Origin of the sequence: Rhodoferax sp. U11-2br, from assembly GCF_018619435.1 — a bacterium.
GTDB lineage: Bacteria > Pseudomonadota > Gammaproteobacteria > Burkholderiales > Burkholderiaceae_C > Rhodoferax.
In genome coordinates, this window is record NZ_JAHFZF010000025.1 from 1 (window position 1) to 13,074 (window position 13,074).

Sequence of the window (13,074 nt, forward strand, 5' to 3'; positions counted from 1 at the left end):
TTTCGGGGCACCGCGCAGGGTCTGATCAACATCTGCACCAGTATCGGCACCTTGTTGTCTGCCGCCGCGATTGGGGCTCTGGCCGACTTCAGTGGCCAGGGGGCAGAGGGCTTCAGTGTGGCTTATGAAGTGGTGGCTGTGCTGATGGCGGGCATGTTGTTGTTGGCACTGGGTTTGCGCAAAAACAGCGCAGCCCTCAAGCCCGCCAAGGTGTGAGTCAAGGCGTCGCCAGACGGCGCCTGGGGGGCGTTTTCAGCGCCCGATGGTGATGGGAATGCGCTGCCGTCCAAAATCACCACATGCCGCATCAAAGCGCCCGGCCAGGGGCGCACCACAGTCGGGGCAGCGTCCATCGGGTCTGAGCCGGTAAGACTTGATCTGGTACCAGTCGCGCACGATCAGCGGCGCCTGGCAAGCCTGACAAAACGTGGTGTCGCCCTCGACATGGTGCACATTGCCGGTATAGACATGGTGCAAACCGGTGTTGAGCGCAATGTGGCGAGCCCGCACCAGGGCGGCGGGTGGTGTGGCCGGCACGTGACGCATCTTGTGGTCAGGGTGGAAGGCTGAAAAATGCAGCGGCACGTCCGGCCCCAGTTCCTGCAACACCCAAGCCGACAGCGCGGCCAGTTCTTCGTCCGAGTCATTGTGGCCAGGTATCAAAAGTGTGGTTATCTCAAGCCATACCTGGGTTTCATGCTTCAAATAGAGGAGTGTGTCGAGCACCGGTTGCAGGTGTGAGCCGGTGAGCTGGATGTAAAAGTCGTCGCTGAACGCCTTCAGGTCAACATTGGCCGCATCGATCATGGCGTAAAAGTCGCGGCGCGGCTGCTCGTGCATGTAGCCTGCGGTCACCGCCACGGTTTGCACCCCGGCCGCATGGCAGGCATCGGCCACATCCATCGCGTATTCCGCAAAAATCACCGGGTCGTTGTAGGTGAAGGCCACACTTTTGAAGCCGTGCTGAACAGCGGCGCTGGCGATGGCCTCGGGCGAGGCGGGGTCCATCAGCCGGTCCATGTTGCGTGATTTGCTGATGTCCCAGTTCTGGCAGAACTTGCAGGCCAGGTTGCAGCCAGCCGTGCCAAACGACAACACGCTGCTACCCGGGTAAAAGTGGTTCAGCGGCTTTTTCTCGATCGGGTCGATGCAAAAGCCCGATGAGCGCCCGTAGGTGCTCAGGACCATCTGGTCCCCCTCGCGTTGGCGGACAAAACAGGCCCCGCGCTGGCCCTCGTGCAGCTTGCAGTCGCGCGGGCACAGGTCGCACTGCAGGCGCCCGTCGGGCAGGGTGTGCCAGTACCGTGCCGGGTAGCTGGGGCTGGACATCAGTCCCTCCTGTGGCGTGACGGCTCATGCCAGGACTGGACCGTGTAGCGTTGCAGGCGCACACCGGTATCCCAGAAGTTGGCAGGCAGACCGGCCTTGCGTTTGAGCTGTGCCATGAAGTCGCGGGCCTGCGGCAACTGCGCCCAGACCTGCGGCAAAAAGGTGCTGCGGTGGGGGCCAAACGCAAACACCACCCCGTCCACGCCCGGTCGCAACTGGGCCAACGCATCGACCTCATCTGCACACTGCATGGCTTGCATCGGTGACAACAACGAGACCTCGATGTCCGTGTGCGCCAGTTCGGCCAGGCTCAAGGGTGCGAAGCGGGTGTCTTGCAGGGCGGCAGCCACCGCATTGGCCTGCACATCGGCCCGCAGGCTGCGTCGCGCCTGTAATGAACCGACACAGCCGCGCAACTGCCCGTGCTGGGTCAGCGTGACAAAGCAGGCGCCTGGGTCGAGCAGCCCGGCGACATCGTCAACGGCGTCGACCGGTTGGCCCAGGGCGGTGGAGATGCTGGCGCGGGCCAGGTGCAGCAGGCTGTCTCCCAGGGCCTCGGAACAGCCGCACGGTGCGGGTTCAGTTTGCATGGTCCACCTCCATGAACGCCACGGCCGCATACCCCACCACACGCGCCATGTCGCCTGCGGTATCTCCCGAGTTGCACATCCCGAGCAAACGGGGCTGCAGGCCATGGTGCCGGGCCGCCAGCAGCAGGCCGTTGATGGATGTGCCGCCGCAGGCTTGCTGTTGGCTCAAGGGGCCATCCAGACGCAGGATGGCCTGCATGGTCTGGCTGTCGGCCTGTTGCGCGGCGCGATAGGGCAAAAAATGGGACAAATCGGAGCTGACAACCAGCAAGGTTTCCGGCCCACCCCACAACAGTTCCAGAACCTCGGCAACATCCTCGGCGCCGGCATGGCCCACCACCAGGGGCACCAGCTGGAAGTCATCCAGCACGGTTTGCAAAAAGGGCAGCTGCACTTCCAGGGCGTGTTCGTGGGCGTGGACTGAGCGACTAACCACCACTTGGGGCAGCTGCGCGAGTTGCGCCACCGCCGCCCGATCCATCTCCACCTGACCGAGCGGGGTGGCCAGGGCGTCGTCATCGGGCAGCGCCAGGCCGCGTACCGGTACCCGATGCGCCGGACCAAGCAGAACCACACGTCTGATGCTGTGCCGTGCGGGCGCCAGCCGGGCGTAGGCCAGCGCAGCGGTTGCGCCGGAGTAGATGTAGCCCGCGTGTGGCACGATGAGGGCTTTGGGCACCGGGCCAGCTGATCCGATGTGGGAGGGTACCTCTGCTAGCAAGGTGCTGACCTCATGCGCCAAGGCGGCGGCTTGGCCGGGGTAGAAACTGCCTGCGACGGCGGGCTGACGGACCGAGTTCATGAACGCACTCCCAGTGCAAGGACTGTCCTCACAGATCAGGCCATCTGGCCGGATATCAAGTGGCTTTGCGCCACACCCCCAGCACAATCACGGCGGCCAACGCCTGGACGGCCGCGATGGTCAGCACCGAGCCGCTCCAGCCCCAGGCTTCATAGGCCAGACCCGCACCCCAGGTGCCGACCGCCCCGCCCGCGTAATAACTCATGTAGTAGAGGCCAGTGGCCAGCGAGCGCCCCTCGGTCACGGTTTTGGCCAGGGTGCTGATGGTGGCTGACTGGCACAAAAAGACACCGCTGGAACACACCGCCAAGCCGATCACAATCACCGGCAGCGTTGGCACCAGCGTCATCAGCAAACCGCTGGCGGAGGTGGCCAAGGCCCACAACAGCGCTTTCATGAACCCCAGGCGCTCCAGATGGCGGCTGGTCATTGGAGTCACCAGCACACCCACCAGATAGACCGCAAACACATTGGCCAGCCCGGCCGACGACAGGTGAAACGGTGCCGCCGCCAGATGCAGGTTGACGTAGGTGAAGGTGCCCACCAGCGAGAACAACACACAGAATCCGACGGCGCAAGAGGCCATCAGTCGCTGGTTATGCAGATGCCGCCACAGGGTGGTGAACGCGCCCTTGACCTGACGGTTGGGCACAAAGTGGCGCGAGGCAGGCAGACGCCACCACACCAGCAGCGCACCCAACAAGGTCATGGCGGCCAGCACCACAAAGGCGCCGCGCCAGCCCAGCCAATGCCCGGCGTGCCCGGTGATAAAACGCCCACAAAAGCCACCCATCACCGTGCCGCCGACATAAATCGACATCATGCGTGCCAAACCACCACCGCGAAACTCTTCGCCAATGTAGGCAATCAGCACCACCACAATGCCGGGGATCGCCAGCCCCTGCAAGAAGCGCAAGCCAATCAGAGCGTTCAGGCTGTGTGTCAGCGGGATCAGCGCGGTAGGCAGCGTCAACGCAAACAGCGAGACACAGATCACATTGCGGCGCCCCAGGGCGTCTGAGAGCATGCCGATGAAGGGTGAGATCAGCCCCACGGCCAGCACCGTGGCGCCCACGGTCAGGCCGGCTTGCAGCGGTGAGGCGGCAAAGTCGCTCATCACCATCGGCAGCACGGCCTGGATGGCATAAACGTTCAGGAAGGCAAAAAAACCGATCAGCCAGACGATGGGCTGCGCGACCTGTTGACCGTCACCAAGGAAATACAGGCGCAGTGGGTGAAGTGACATGCGGAAATTTTAGACACCCGAGGTGCATAGGGTGCTGTTGTCGCCCCGCTATCATGCCGCGATGACTTTGAACGACTCAAGCGCCACACCCAAGCCTGTGGGCTGGCTGGCCACCCTGAAGGTGTATCTGGAACCGGCCTCGCTGCGTATGCTGCTGCTGGGCTTTTCGGCGGGTCTGCCGCTGCTGCTGGTGTTGGGCACTTTAAGTTTCTGGCTGCGTGAGGCGGGCATTGACCGCACCACCATCGGTTACCTGAGCTGGGTGGGCCTGGCCTATGCCTTCAAATGGGTCTGGGCGCCGCTGGTGGATCGGTTGCCGATCCCGCTGCTGACGCGTTGGCTGGGGCGCAGGCGCAGTTGGTTGCTGCTGTCGCAACTGGCCATCCTGATCGGGCTGGTGGCCATGAGTTTCAACGACCCGCAGGTGGCGCTGGCGCCAGTGGTGTGGGGGGCGCTGGCGGTGGCTTTTGGCTCGGCCACGCAGGACATTGCTTTGGACGCGTTTCGCATCGAGTCAGCCGACGTTAACCGGCAAGCAGCGCTCGCGGCGTCCTACCAGACCGGTTACCGCCTGGCCATGATCTGGGCCGGTGCCGGTGTCTTGTGGGTGGCGGCACGGGCCCAGCCTGACGGTGTGCTGGGCTACCAGCATGGTGCCTGGCAGACCGCTTATCTGGTGATGGCGGCCAGCATGTTGCTGGGGGTGTTGACGGTGCTGCTGTCGGACGAACCCCTGCGCCGTGTGTTGCCGCCCAGCAAAAACCTGACCGAGTGGCTGCACGGCGCGCTGGTGGCGCCGTTTGCCGACTTTTTGAGCCGTTTTGGCTGGCAGGCGGCGCTGATCCTGGCGCTGATCGCCACCTACCGCATCAGCGACGTGGTGATGGGCATCATGGCCAACCCGTTTTATGTGGACATGGGTTACAGCAAGGACGAGGTGGCGGCGGTGACCAAAGTGTTTGGTGTGATCATGACGCTGGTGGGCGCGTTTGTTGGTGGTGTCTTGTCCATGCGGCTGGGGGTGATGCGGGTGCTGATGCTGGGCGCGGTGCTCAGTGCGGCCAGCAACCTGTTGTTTGCTTATCTGAGCACCCTCGGGCACGACCTGAGCTGGCTGATTGTGGTGATTTCGGCCGACAACCTGGCCGGTGGCATGGCGTCGGCAGCGTTCATTGCCTACCTGTCGAGTCTGACCAATGTGGCGTATTCGGCCACCCAGTACGCGCTGTTCAGCTCCATGATGCTCTTGCTGCCGAAGTTCCTGGCGGGGTATTCGGGGCGGTATGTGGACAGTTTTGGATACCCCAGTTTTTTTGTCGCCACCGCTTTGCTGGGTGTGCCTGTGCTGCTGCTGGTGTGGCTGGCGTCAAGGTTAAAAGTGGCCTCTAGCCCCCATGAATAAAGGGTCGGCAGATATCTATTTTGATTATTTTTGTGTCGGCGTGTTTACCTATCTTTACGAACACTTCAAGCCTGCGAAGCGCTGGCTGACTAGACTGCCATGATGAACCAACAGCTTTTGATGATTGAAGACGATGCCCGCCTGGCCAACATGGTCTGTGAATACCTGGGCCAGTCCGGCTACACCGTGGCCCATGCGGGAGATGGCCAAAGCGGCTTGACGGCGCTGCAAGGCAAGCCGCCGCATCTGGTGATCCTGGACCTGATGCTGCCTGACATGGATGGCCTGGAGGTGTGCCGCCGCATCCGTGCGCTGCCCGGCGCCCTGGCCGCCACACCGGTGCTGATGCTCACCGCCAAGGGCGACCCGATGGACCGCATCATTGGCCTGGAAATGGGCGCCGACGACTACCTGCCCAAGCCCTTTGAACCGCGCGAACTGCTGGCCCGTATCCGCGCGGTGTTGCGCCGCCATGTCGAAGGGGCCCAGCCGGTGGCCACCAGCGTGCTGCGTTTTGGCTCTCTGGAAATTGACCGCGACGCCCGTGTGGTCAGTGTCAGCGGCCAGCCCTGCGAGTTGACCTCCTACCAGTTTGACCTGCTGGTGGCCCTGGCCGAGCGTGCGGGCCGGGTGTTGACCCGCGACCAGATCATGGAGGCGGTGCGCGGGCGCGAGCTTGATGCGTTTGACCGTTCGATCGACGTGCACATGGGCCGCATCCGCGCCGCCATTGAGCTCGACGCCAAAGACCCCAAACGTATCCTGACGGTGCGTGGTGTGGGTTACGTCTTTGCCCGGCAGCAAGATTGATGTTCCAGAAACTCTACGTTCGCATCTGGCTCGCGGTGGTGCTGGCCGTGGCTGTGCTGATCTTGCTGGTGGGTTGGATCTGGCGCATGACTGCCGACCCACCGATGCGGGATCTGGTGGTGCAAAACGAGGCGGGCCAGATCATTGGCCGAGGCCGTCCGCGCCATGTACCAGACGGTCTGGATGTGACCGAGCGCAGCGCGTATCACAGACAGCGGCAAGAGGGGCCGGCCCGTTCGGCATCGGTGCCCCAGGCTGCTGTCGAGGATGAGCCAGAGCCCGAACCAGGTGCCGCAGCCGGTGTGGCGGCAGAGCCGGACCACCCGGCGCCACCGGAGTTTGTGGTGCGTATGCATGACGGGCAAACCATGCATATGCGCCTGCGCCGCGCACCACCCTCGGTCTGGAGCCGTCCGCCCTTTGGTTTTGCCTGGATGCTGGTCTGGGTGGGCATTGCGGTGGCGCTGGCCACGTATCCGATTGTGCGCACCTTGACCCGTCGGCTCGAGCGCCTGCAAGACGGGGTCCAGCAGTGGGGCGAGGGCAACCTGTCCACCCGTGTGCCTGAGACGGGTTCGGATGAGGTGGCCTTTCTGGCCAAACGTTTTAACCAGGCTGCCGAGCGGGTCGAAACCCTGGTGAAGTCGCATGAAGCCTTGCTGGCCTCGCAGAAATCGCTGCTGGCCAATGCCTCGCATGAGCTGCGCTCGCCGCTGACGCGCATACGCATGGGGCTGGAGCTGCTGGGCCCCAGCGCGTCTGCTGCCTTCAAGAGTGAAATTGCCCGCAACATCAATGAGCTGGACCAGCTGATTGAGGAAATTTTGCTGGCCAGCCGACTCGATGCCCGCCAAAGTGACATGGGTACGGTCGAGTCGGTGGATCTTGTGGGTCTGTCGGCCGAGGAGTGTGCTCGTGTCAATGCTGAGCTGCTGTTGCCCGAGAAGGATGCCGCAGACGGTGGTGGCCCGGCATTTCAGGAGTTGCCGGTGCAGGGCGTGGCCAAGCTACTGCGGCGTGCGGTGCGCAACCTGCTGGAGAACGCACGCCGCCATGCCGCAGGTGAGGTCAGTCTGAGCCTGTTGCAGACCAGCACCCTGGCGCAGATCCGGGTGTGTGACCAGGGACCGGGCGTGCCGCCTGAGCTGCGTGAACGCATTTTTGAGCCCTTTTACCGCCTGCCCGGTGCCACCGAGCGTGACGGTGGTGTGGGCCTGGGTCTGGCGCTGGTGAAATCCATCGCCGAGCGCCACGGTGGCCGCGTGTTTTGCGAAGGTCGACTCGAGGGTGGCGCCTGTTTTGTCATCGAATTGCCCTTGCAAGTCGCCAAAAACTGACGTTTGCTTGCAAAAAAGTCGATTTTTCTGCAAAAAAACTCGCAATATCCCCCAAATGGGGGATATCCAAGACTGTATCAAGTCTGTAAAGTTCATCCAGCTGCTGTCACAGTCTTGAAGCAAAACTCTTGGAAAGATCGTTTGGTGTTTTCGAGTTTGCAAGGTTTCCAACGACGTTCCCTCTCGGGGGAACTTTACAAGCCACCTTCGGGTGGCTTTTTTTTGTCCCAACGCGGCCGCTGTCACCCAGGCTGATCTGCCGGATTGGCATCAAAATGGCCTCTGGCCCTTTTTAAATAAGGGCCGATAGCTATAAAAAAGCAAGTGCCTGCGCGGCGTTGATGTCGTTCAGGCAGCGGGTGTGGCCTAGCGGGCAGACACGCTCAAAACACGGTGCACAGTCCAGCGGTGGTTGGTACGCAGGGTCATTCTTGAGCCACAAGACATGCGCCGCCGCATTGAGCGGGGGGGTGTGCAAAGGGCTGCTGGAGCCAAAAATCGCCACCTGCGGCACACCGAACCCGGCACCCACATGCATCAGGCCCGAGTCATTGCTGATCAGGCCCTGGGTGGCGCTGATCAGGCACAGCGCCTGGGCCAGCGAGGTTTTGCCCGCCAGGTTCAGGATCGTGGCCTGGCTGCTGCCATCGGCGCCCTGGCAGGCCTGCGTGATCTCGGTGCACAGGTCCGCTTCTTTGCCTGAGCCCAGCAACACCACCGGCTTTTGGAGCTGGCGTGCCAGCTCTGCAAAGTGGCGGGTTGGCCAGCGTTTGGCCGGGCCGTATTCAGCACCAGGCGCCATCACGTAATAGCCGCTGCGTTGCAGACCCAACGCAGACAAGCAGACATCGGCCTCGGTGGTATCCAGATGTAACCGGGGTTGGTCGCTGGCCACATCACCCTCACCGCTGAGTGCCGAGTAAAACGCCACCATCGGCGGGCGCTGGCCCTTGGCCGGGTTTTTCATGAGGTGTGTGAGCAGGCCCACACGCGCCTCACCGAGGTAACCCACGCGCTCAGGGATACCCGCCAGAAAGGGCAGCAACGCACTTTTTAATGAGTTGGGGCAGATGTAGGCCACATCAAACTGGCCATCCATCTGTTTGGCCAGTCGCCGCCGCTCACGCAGCTGCAGACCCCCGTGGGCAAACGGGAACTCGATCACCTCGGTCACCTGCGGCATGGCCCGGTACACCGGTGCCACCCAGGGCAGGGCGCCCACGGTCAGGCGCTCACCACGCGCCTGCAGGCGGCGCAGCAGCGGCTCGGTCATGACCGCGTCACCAATCCATTGGGGAGCAATGACCAGGGCGCGTTTGGCCGGGGACGAAGACGGTTTCATGGTGTGCTCAGTAGCTTCAATTCACACGCCAGCTGACCCCTTGCCCGCTCAGGTGCCAAGTGGGTGGCACCTGCCACGTTGAGTGACATTTAATGGCCGTGGAAGTGTTCGCCAGGCTTGAGCTGGTAGACCGTGCCGCAGTACGGGCACTTGGCCTGGCCAGTGCGTGCCACGTCCAAGTACACCTTGGGGTGGGTGTCCCACTGCTTCATGTCGGCCAGCGGGCTGGGGCAGTAGACCCCGCCTGCATGGTTGAGGTCTTTGCCCAGGAGTTCGACAACAGGTTTGCTCATGGTGATCAGACTTTCGTGAGCCAGTGGGCGTATTTGGGGTTACGTCCGTTGACGATGTCAAAAAACGCGCTCTGGATTTTCTCGGTGATCGGGCCGCGGCTGCCACAACCAATTTCCAGGCGGTCTACTTCGCGGATCGGAGTGACTTCGGCAGCGGTGCCGGTGAAGAAGGCTTCGTCGCTGATGTAGACCTCGTCGCGGGTGATGCGTTTTTGCACCACCTCCAGGCCCAGGTCCTTGCAGATGTGCAGGATGGTGTTGCGGGTGATGCCGTTCAGGGCACCGGCCGACAGGTCGGGGGTGTACACCACGCCGCCCTTGACGATGAACAGGTTTTCGCCCGCACCTTCCGAGACAAAACCGCTGGCATCGAGCAGCATGGCTTCGTCGTAGCCGTCGTCGGTGGCTTCCATATTGGCCAGGATCGAGTTGGTGTAGTTGCTGACCGCCTTGGCCTGGGTCATGGTGATGTTGACGTGGTGGCGGGTGTAGCTAGAGATCTTGACGCGGATGCCACGTTTCATGCCTTCTTCACCCAAATAGGCGCCCCAGGGCCAGGCCGCGACCATCAGGTGGATGGTGTTGCCTTTGGGCGAGACGCCGAGTTTTTTGTCACCGATCCAGGTCAGCGGGCGCAGGTAACCGGACTCCAGTTTGTTCTCGCGGATCACGGCGCACTGGGCTTCGTTGACCTGCTCCGGGGTGAACGGGATCTTCATGCGCAGGATCTTGGCGCTGTTGAACAGGCGCTCAGTGTGTTCTGCCAGCCGGAAGATCGCCGGGCCGTTGACCGTGTTGTAAGCCCGCACCCCTTCAAATGCGCCGCAGCCGTAATGCAGGGTGTGGGTCAGCACATGGATCTTGGCGTCACGCCAGTCGACCATCTGACCGTCCATCCAGATTTTGCCGTCGCGGTCAGACATCGAGGGGGGAAGGGGACTCATGGTGTATTCCTTAAAAGTCAGCGCACCGCTGAAGGTCAAATCGACCATTTTAAGGGGCTGTTCTGAGCCCTTGCAGCGGCGCCACGCTGACATTTGCTCACAAGTCTGAACTGGCAAAGTGGGCGGTTCGGAGTATGCTCGTTGTTTACCCGGTGGCTTGCCACCCTTCTGATCTGGAGCTTCTCATGTCACACCCAGTCCGTTTTGTCTATTTTTTGACAGGCGCTTTGCTGGCCCTGGCCGGCGGTCTTGCCGTTGCACAAACCAACTGGTCGTCGGCGCCCGCGGCAGTGGACAGCCCGAAGGCGGCCAAGGCACGTTTTGAAGCCGACAAAAAGCTCTGCGCCGACGAGTCCTCGTCCCAGGCGCGTCTGCAGTGCCGTCGTGATGCCCAGTCGGAATATGACAAGGCCTTGGCCAGCCTGCGTGCCAAGGGCACCTACAGCACCCAACCCGCGGTGGCCAGCTGCGCCGAATGCGCCCGCGTGACCGCTGTGCAAGTGGTGGAGAAAGAAGGTGACAGCAATGCCGTTGGCCTGATCGCCGGTGGCGTGGCGGGTGCGGTGCTGGGGCGTCAGGTCGGGGGCGGCTTTGGCAAAGACCTGGCCACCGTGGCGGGTGCCGCCGGTGGAGCTTATGCGGGCAAAAAAATCCAGGAGCACATCAACACCACCCAGGTCTGGCAAGTCAGTGTGAGTTACACCCAGGGTGGCAGTGCCAAATTTGACTTTGCGCAGGACCCAGGCTTCAAAGTGGGTGATGCCGTCAAGAAATCGGGCAATACCTTGGTTCGCCAGTGAGACTTTCGTCGCACAATCCCAGTTTTCCAATCACTTCATCTCCACACATCATGACCCAACGCAGCCCTTCACTTCTTGACTCATCCCGTATGTTTCGCCGCTGGGGCTCCAGCCTGCTGCTCGGCTGTGTGTGTGCCATGGGGGTGGGGCTGGCCCAGGCTGCCGACTTCTCGGCCGGGCGCATTGCATTTGTCAACATGGAGCGGGTGTTGAAGGAGTCCAGCCCCGCCAAGGCCAGCATGGGCAAGCTGGAAAAAGAGTTCTCAACACGCCAGAAAGATGGCGCCGCCAAGGATGCGGCATTCAAGGCTGCTGTGACCAAGTTCCAGACCGATGCGCCGGTGCTGGCCGAAGCACAGCGTCTTGAACAACAAAAGAAGTTGCTGGAGCAGGAGCGTGACCTGCAGAGCACCCAGCGCAGCTTTCAGGAAGATCTGAACAAACGCAAGAACGAAGAGTTGCAAAAACTCGTCGCCAGCACCAACAAGATCATCAAGCAGATCGCAGCCACCGAAAAGTTGGACTTTGTCCTGCAAAGTGCGATTTTTGTCGACCCGAAAAACGATGTGACCGACCGGGTGATCAAGCTGCTGGAGACCGCAGGCGCTCAATAAGCCAGGTCCCTGACAACCGCCATGGCCTGTTCGACCCGCTCCACCGCGTGGATCGTCAGGCCCTCAAAGTCTTTGGACTGGAGGTTTTTGGGCAGGTTGGCCTTGGGCACCACCGCCACACTGAAGCCCAGTTTGGCGGCCTCTTTGAGCCTTTCCTGACCGCGCGGTGCCGGGCGCACTTCTCCCGCCAAACCCACCTCACCAAACGCAAAAAAGCCCTTGGGCAGCGGTTTGCCACGCAGGCTTGAGGTAATGGATAGCAATACCGCCAGATCTGCTGCGGGCTCCGAGATCCTGACGCCCCCAACGGCGTTGACGAACACATCCTGGTCCATACACGCCACACCGGCGTGACGGTGCAATACCGCCAGCAGCATCGCGAGCCGGTCCTTGTCCAGCCCGACACTCAGGCGCCGTGGGCTTGGGCCACCGCTGTCGACCAGCGCCTGAATCTCCACCAGCATCGGCCGGGTGCCTTCGAGCGTGACCATGACACAACTGCCCGGCACCGGTTCGGCATGCTGGCTCAAAAAGATGGCGCTCGGGTTGCTGACCCCTTTGAGGCCTTTCTCTGTCATGGCAAACACACCAATCTCGTTGACCGCACCAAAGCGGTTTTTGATCGCGCGTACCAGCCGGAAGCTCGAATGCGTGTCGCCCTCGAAATACAGCACGGTGTCCACCATGTGCTCCAGCACCCGTGGCCCGGCCAGGGCGCCTTCTTTGGTGACGTGGCCGACCAGAACGATGCAGACACCGCTGGCCTTGGCGGCGCGCGTCAGGTGCGCAGCACATTCCCGCACCTGGGCCACGGAACCCGGCGCCGAGGTGAGTTGTTCGGAGTACACCGTTTGGATCGAGTCGATCACTGCGATGTCGGGCCGGGTCGATTCCAGCGTGGCCAGGATTTTCTCCAGCCCGATCTCGGCCAGCACCCGCACCTGTGAGCCGTCGAGCCCCAGGCGCCGGGCGCGTAAGGCCACCTGGGCGCCACTTTCTTCCCCGGTGACATAAAGCGTGTTTTGACCGCTGCGCTGCAGCGAGTCGAGCGCCTGAAGCAGCAGGGTCGATTTGCCAATGCCGGGGTCGCCACCGATCAGCACCACGCCGCCTTCGACCATGCCACCCCCCAGCACCCGGTCCAGTTCGTCGTGGCCGGTGGGGATACGCGCCATGTCCACCGCGTCGATGTCACCCAGGATTGCCAGTTCAGCCGTTTTGGCCAGCGAGGCGAAGCGGTTTTTGGTGGGTGCGCTGCTCTCGGGGGTGGACTCCACCAGGGTGTTCCAGGCGTGGCAATGCGGGCATTTGCCCAGCCATTTGGGGCTGATGCCACCACATTCTGAACACACGAAAACGGTTTTGTCTTTGGCCATGTCGGGATATTACTGTATAAATCACCAGATTTTTAGGCGTCGTTGTGGTCGCCCGGTGGCGTCGCTGGCCTGGGTTTAAGTTTGATCTAAGCCGGGGCTGGCAGCATCCGGGGGAGACACACTCGGGTGTGACCGTGCCAAGCGCCCGTCAGATGGACGGGCTTGGCAGAATGGTGGTTCTGCTTTTCT

General features: G+C 62.1%; 14 protein-coding genes. 6 read left to right on the plus strand and 8 right to left on the minus strand.

Annotated features, from left to right (window positions below; all coding sequences use genetic code 11):
- A partial coding sequence (locus KKO72_RS15160; RefSeq protein ID WP_214940210.1) for a hypothetical protein occupies positions 1 to 216 on the plus strand: 216 nt, incomplete at its 5' end.
- 36 nt (positions 217 to 252) lie between these two features.
- Here the strand turns inward: KKO72_RS15160 and amrS are convergent.
- From amrS to KKO72_RS15180, 4 genes are read right to left on the minus strand one after another with little or no spacing between them, the layout of a single operon-like run.
- Entirely contained in the window at positions 253 to 1,329 is a 1,077-nt protein-coding gene (amrS, locus tag KKO72_RS15165; protein WP_214940213.1) for an AmmeMemoRadiSam system radical SAM enzyme, read from the minus strand.
- Positions 1,329 to 1,919, minus strand: coding sequence for an AmmeMemoRadiSam system protein A (amrA, locus tag KKO72_RS15170; RefSeq protein ID WP_214940216.1), 591 nt, complete (start codon positions 1,917 to 1,919; stop codon positions 1,329 to 1,331). Before amrA ends, amrS begins: the two co-directional genes overlap by 1 nt.
- Positions 1,909 to 2,721: an AmmeMemoRadiSam system protein B gene (amrB, locus tag KKO72_RS15175; protein ID WP_214940220.1), complete on the minus strand. Its 813-nt coding sequence runs from the start codon at positions 2,719 to 2,721 to the stop codon at positions 1,909 to 1,911. The genes amrA and amrB overlap by 11 nt, the downstream gene beginning before the upstream one ends.
- Before the next feature lie 55 nt (positions 2,722 to 2,776).
- The gene (locus KKO72_RS15180) at positions 2,777 to 3,967 is read right to left on the minus strand and encodes an MFS transporter (protein WP_251140693.1); all 1,191 of its coding nucleotides are present in this window, start codon (positions 3,965 to 3,967) and stop codon (positions 2,777 to 2,779) included.
- 61 nt (positions 3,968 to 4,028) lie between these two features.
- Between KKO72_RS15180 and KKO72_RS15185 the strand changes: the two genes are divergently transcribed.
- The 3 genes from KKO72_RS15185 (at position 4,029) to KKO72_RS15195 (ending at position 7,516) form a co-directional block, all read left to right on the plus strand.
- On the plus strand, positions 4,029 to 5,369 hold the full coding sequence (locus KKO72_RS15185; RefSeq protein ID WP_214940223.1) for an MFS transporter: 1,341 nt from the start codon (positions 4,029 to 4,031) through the stop codon (positions 5,367 to 5,369).
- Between the two features lie 102 nt (positions 5,370 to 5,471).
- Positions 5,472 to 6,179 carry a response regulator gene (locus KKO72_RS15190; protein WP_214940226.1) on the plus strand — a complete coding sequence of 236 codons (708 nt, stop codon included), beginning with the start codon at positions 5,472 to 5,474 and terminating at the stop codon, positions 6,177 to 6,179.
- A complete protein-coding gene (locus KKO72_RS15195; RefSeq protein ID WP_214940229.1) occupies positions 6,179 to 7,516 on the plus strand; it encodes a cell wall metabolism sensor histidine kinase WalK in 1,338 nt (445 codons plus the stop codon). The genes KKO72_RS15190 and KKO72_RS15195 overlap by 1 nt, the downstream gene beginning before the upstream one ends.
- Before the next feature lie 310 nt (positions 7,517 to 7,826).
- Here the strand turns inward: KKO72_RS15195 and waaF are convergent, their stop codons facing one another.
- From waaF to KKO72_RS15210, 3 genes are all read right to left on the minus strand, one after another.
- Positions 7,827 to 8,858 carry a lipopolysaccharide heptosyltransferase II gene (gene waaF / locus KKO72_RS15200; protein WP_214940231.1) on the minus strand — a complete coding sequence of 344 codons (1,032 nt, stop codon included), beginning with the start codon at positions 8,856 to 8,858 and terminating at the stop codon, positions 7,827 to 7,829.
- Between the two features lie 89 nt (positions 8,859 to 8,947).
- The gene (locus tag KKO72_RS15205; RefSeq protein ID WP_214940235.1) at positions 8,948 to 9,151 is read right to left on the minus strand and encodes a zinc-finger domain-containing protein; all 204 of its coding nucleotides are present in this window, start codon (positions 9,149 to 9,151) and stop codon (positions 8,948 to 8,950) included.
- Between the two features lie 5 nt (positions 9,152 to 9,156).
- On the minus strand, positions 9,157 to 10,095 hold the full coding sequence (locus KKO72_RS15210; protein WP_078366938.1) for a branched-chain amino acid transaminase: 939 nt from the start codon (positions 10,093 to 10,095) through the stop codon (positions 9,157 to 9,159).
- Between the two features lie 185 nt (positions 10,096 to 10,280).
- Between KKO72_RS15210 and KKO72_RS15215 the strand changes: the two genes are divergently transcribed.
- Positions 10,281 to 10,895 carry a glycine zipper 2TM domain-containing protein gene (locus KKO72_RS15215; RefSeq protein WP_214940250.1) on the plus strand — a complete coding sequence of 205 codons (615 nt, stop codon included), beginning with the start codon at positions 10,281 to 10,283 and terminating at the stop codon, positions 10,893 to 10,895.
- 89 nt (positions 10,896 to 10,984) lie between these two features.
- Positions 10,985 to 11,509: an OmpH family outer membrane protein gene (locus KKO72_RS15220; RefSeq protein ID WP_214940253.1), complete on the plus strand. Its 525-nt coding sequence runs from the start codon at positions 10,985 to 10,987 to the stop codon at positions 11,507 to 11,509.
- Here the strand turns inward: KKO72_RS15220 and radA are convergent.
- Entirely contained in the window at positions 11,503 to 12,885 is a 1,383-nt protein-coding gene (gene radA, locus KKO72_RS15225; protein WP_214940272.1) for a DNA repair protein RadA, read from the minus strand. The two genes, KKO72_RS15220 and radA, sit on opposite strands and share 7 nt — an antisense overlap.
- Positions 12,886 to 13,074: the final 189 nt, after the last annotated feature.

What these genes read in the sequence shown, in the direction of transcription:
- KKO72_RS15210 (WP_078366938.1), bottom strand. Translation starts at nt 10,095, where the DNA reads ATGAGTCCCCTTCCCCCCTCGATGTCTGACCGCGACGGCAAAATCTGG.
- KKO72_RS15180 (WP_251140693.1), bottom strand. Translation starts at nt 3,967, where the DNA reads ATGTCACTTCACCCACTGCGCCTGTATTTCCTTGGTGACGGTCAACAG.
- KKO72_RS15190 (WP_214940226.1), top strand. Translation starts at nt 5,472, where the DNA reads ATGAACCAACAGCTTTTGATGATTGAAGACGATGCCCGCCTGGCCAAC.
- amrS (WP_214940213.1), bottom strand. Translation starts at nt 1,329, where the DNA reads ATGTCCAGCCCCAGCTACCCGGCACGGTACTGGCACACCCTGCCCGAC.
- amrB (WP_214940220.1), bottom strand. Translation starts at nt 2,721, where the DNA reads ATGAACTCGGTCCGTCAGCCCGCCGTCGCAGGCAGTTTCTACCCCGGC.
- KKO72_RS15185 (WP_214940223.1), top strand. Translation starts at nt 4,029, where the DNA reads ATGACTTTGAACGACTCAAGCGCCACACCCAAGCCTGTGGGCTGGCTG.
- KKO72_RS15215 (WP_214940250.1), top strand. Translation starts at nt 10,281, where the DNA reads ATGTCACACCCAGTCCGTTTTGTCTATTTTTTGACAGGCGCTTTGCTG.
- amrA (WP_214940216.1), bottom strand. Translation starts at nt 1,919, where the DNA reads ATGCAAACTGAACCCGCACCGTGCGGCTGTTCCGAGGCCCTGGGAGAC.
- radA (WP_214940272.1), bottom strand. Translation starts at nt 12,885, where the DNA reads ATGGCCAAAGACAAAACCGTTTTCGTGTGTTCAGAATGTGGTGGCATC.
- KKO72_RS15205 (WP_214940235.1), bottom strand. Translation starts at nt 9,151, where the DNA reads ATGAGCAAACCTGTTGTCGAACTCCTGGGCAAAGACCTCAACCATGCA.
- KKO72_RS15195 (WP_214940229.1), top strand. Translation starts at nt 6,179, where the DNA reads ATGTTCCAGAAACTCTACGTTCGCATCTGGCTCGCGGTGGTGCTGGCC.
- waaF (WP_214940231.1), bottom strand. Translation starts at nt 8,858, where the DNA reads ATGAAACCGTCTTCGTCCCCGGCCAAACGCGCCCTGGTCATTGCTCCC.
- KKO72_RS15220 (WP_214940253.1), top strand. Translation starts at nt 10,985, where the DNA reads ATGTTTCGCCGCTGGGGCTCCAGCCTGCTGCTCGGCTGTGTGTGTGCC.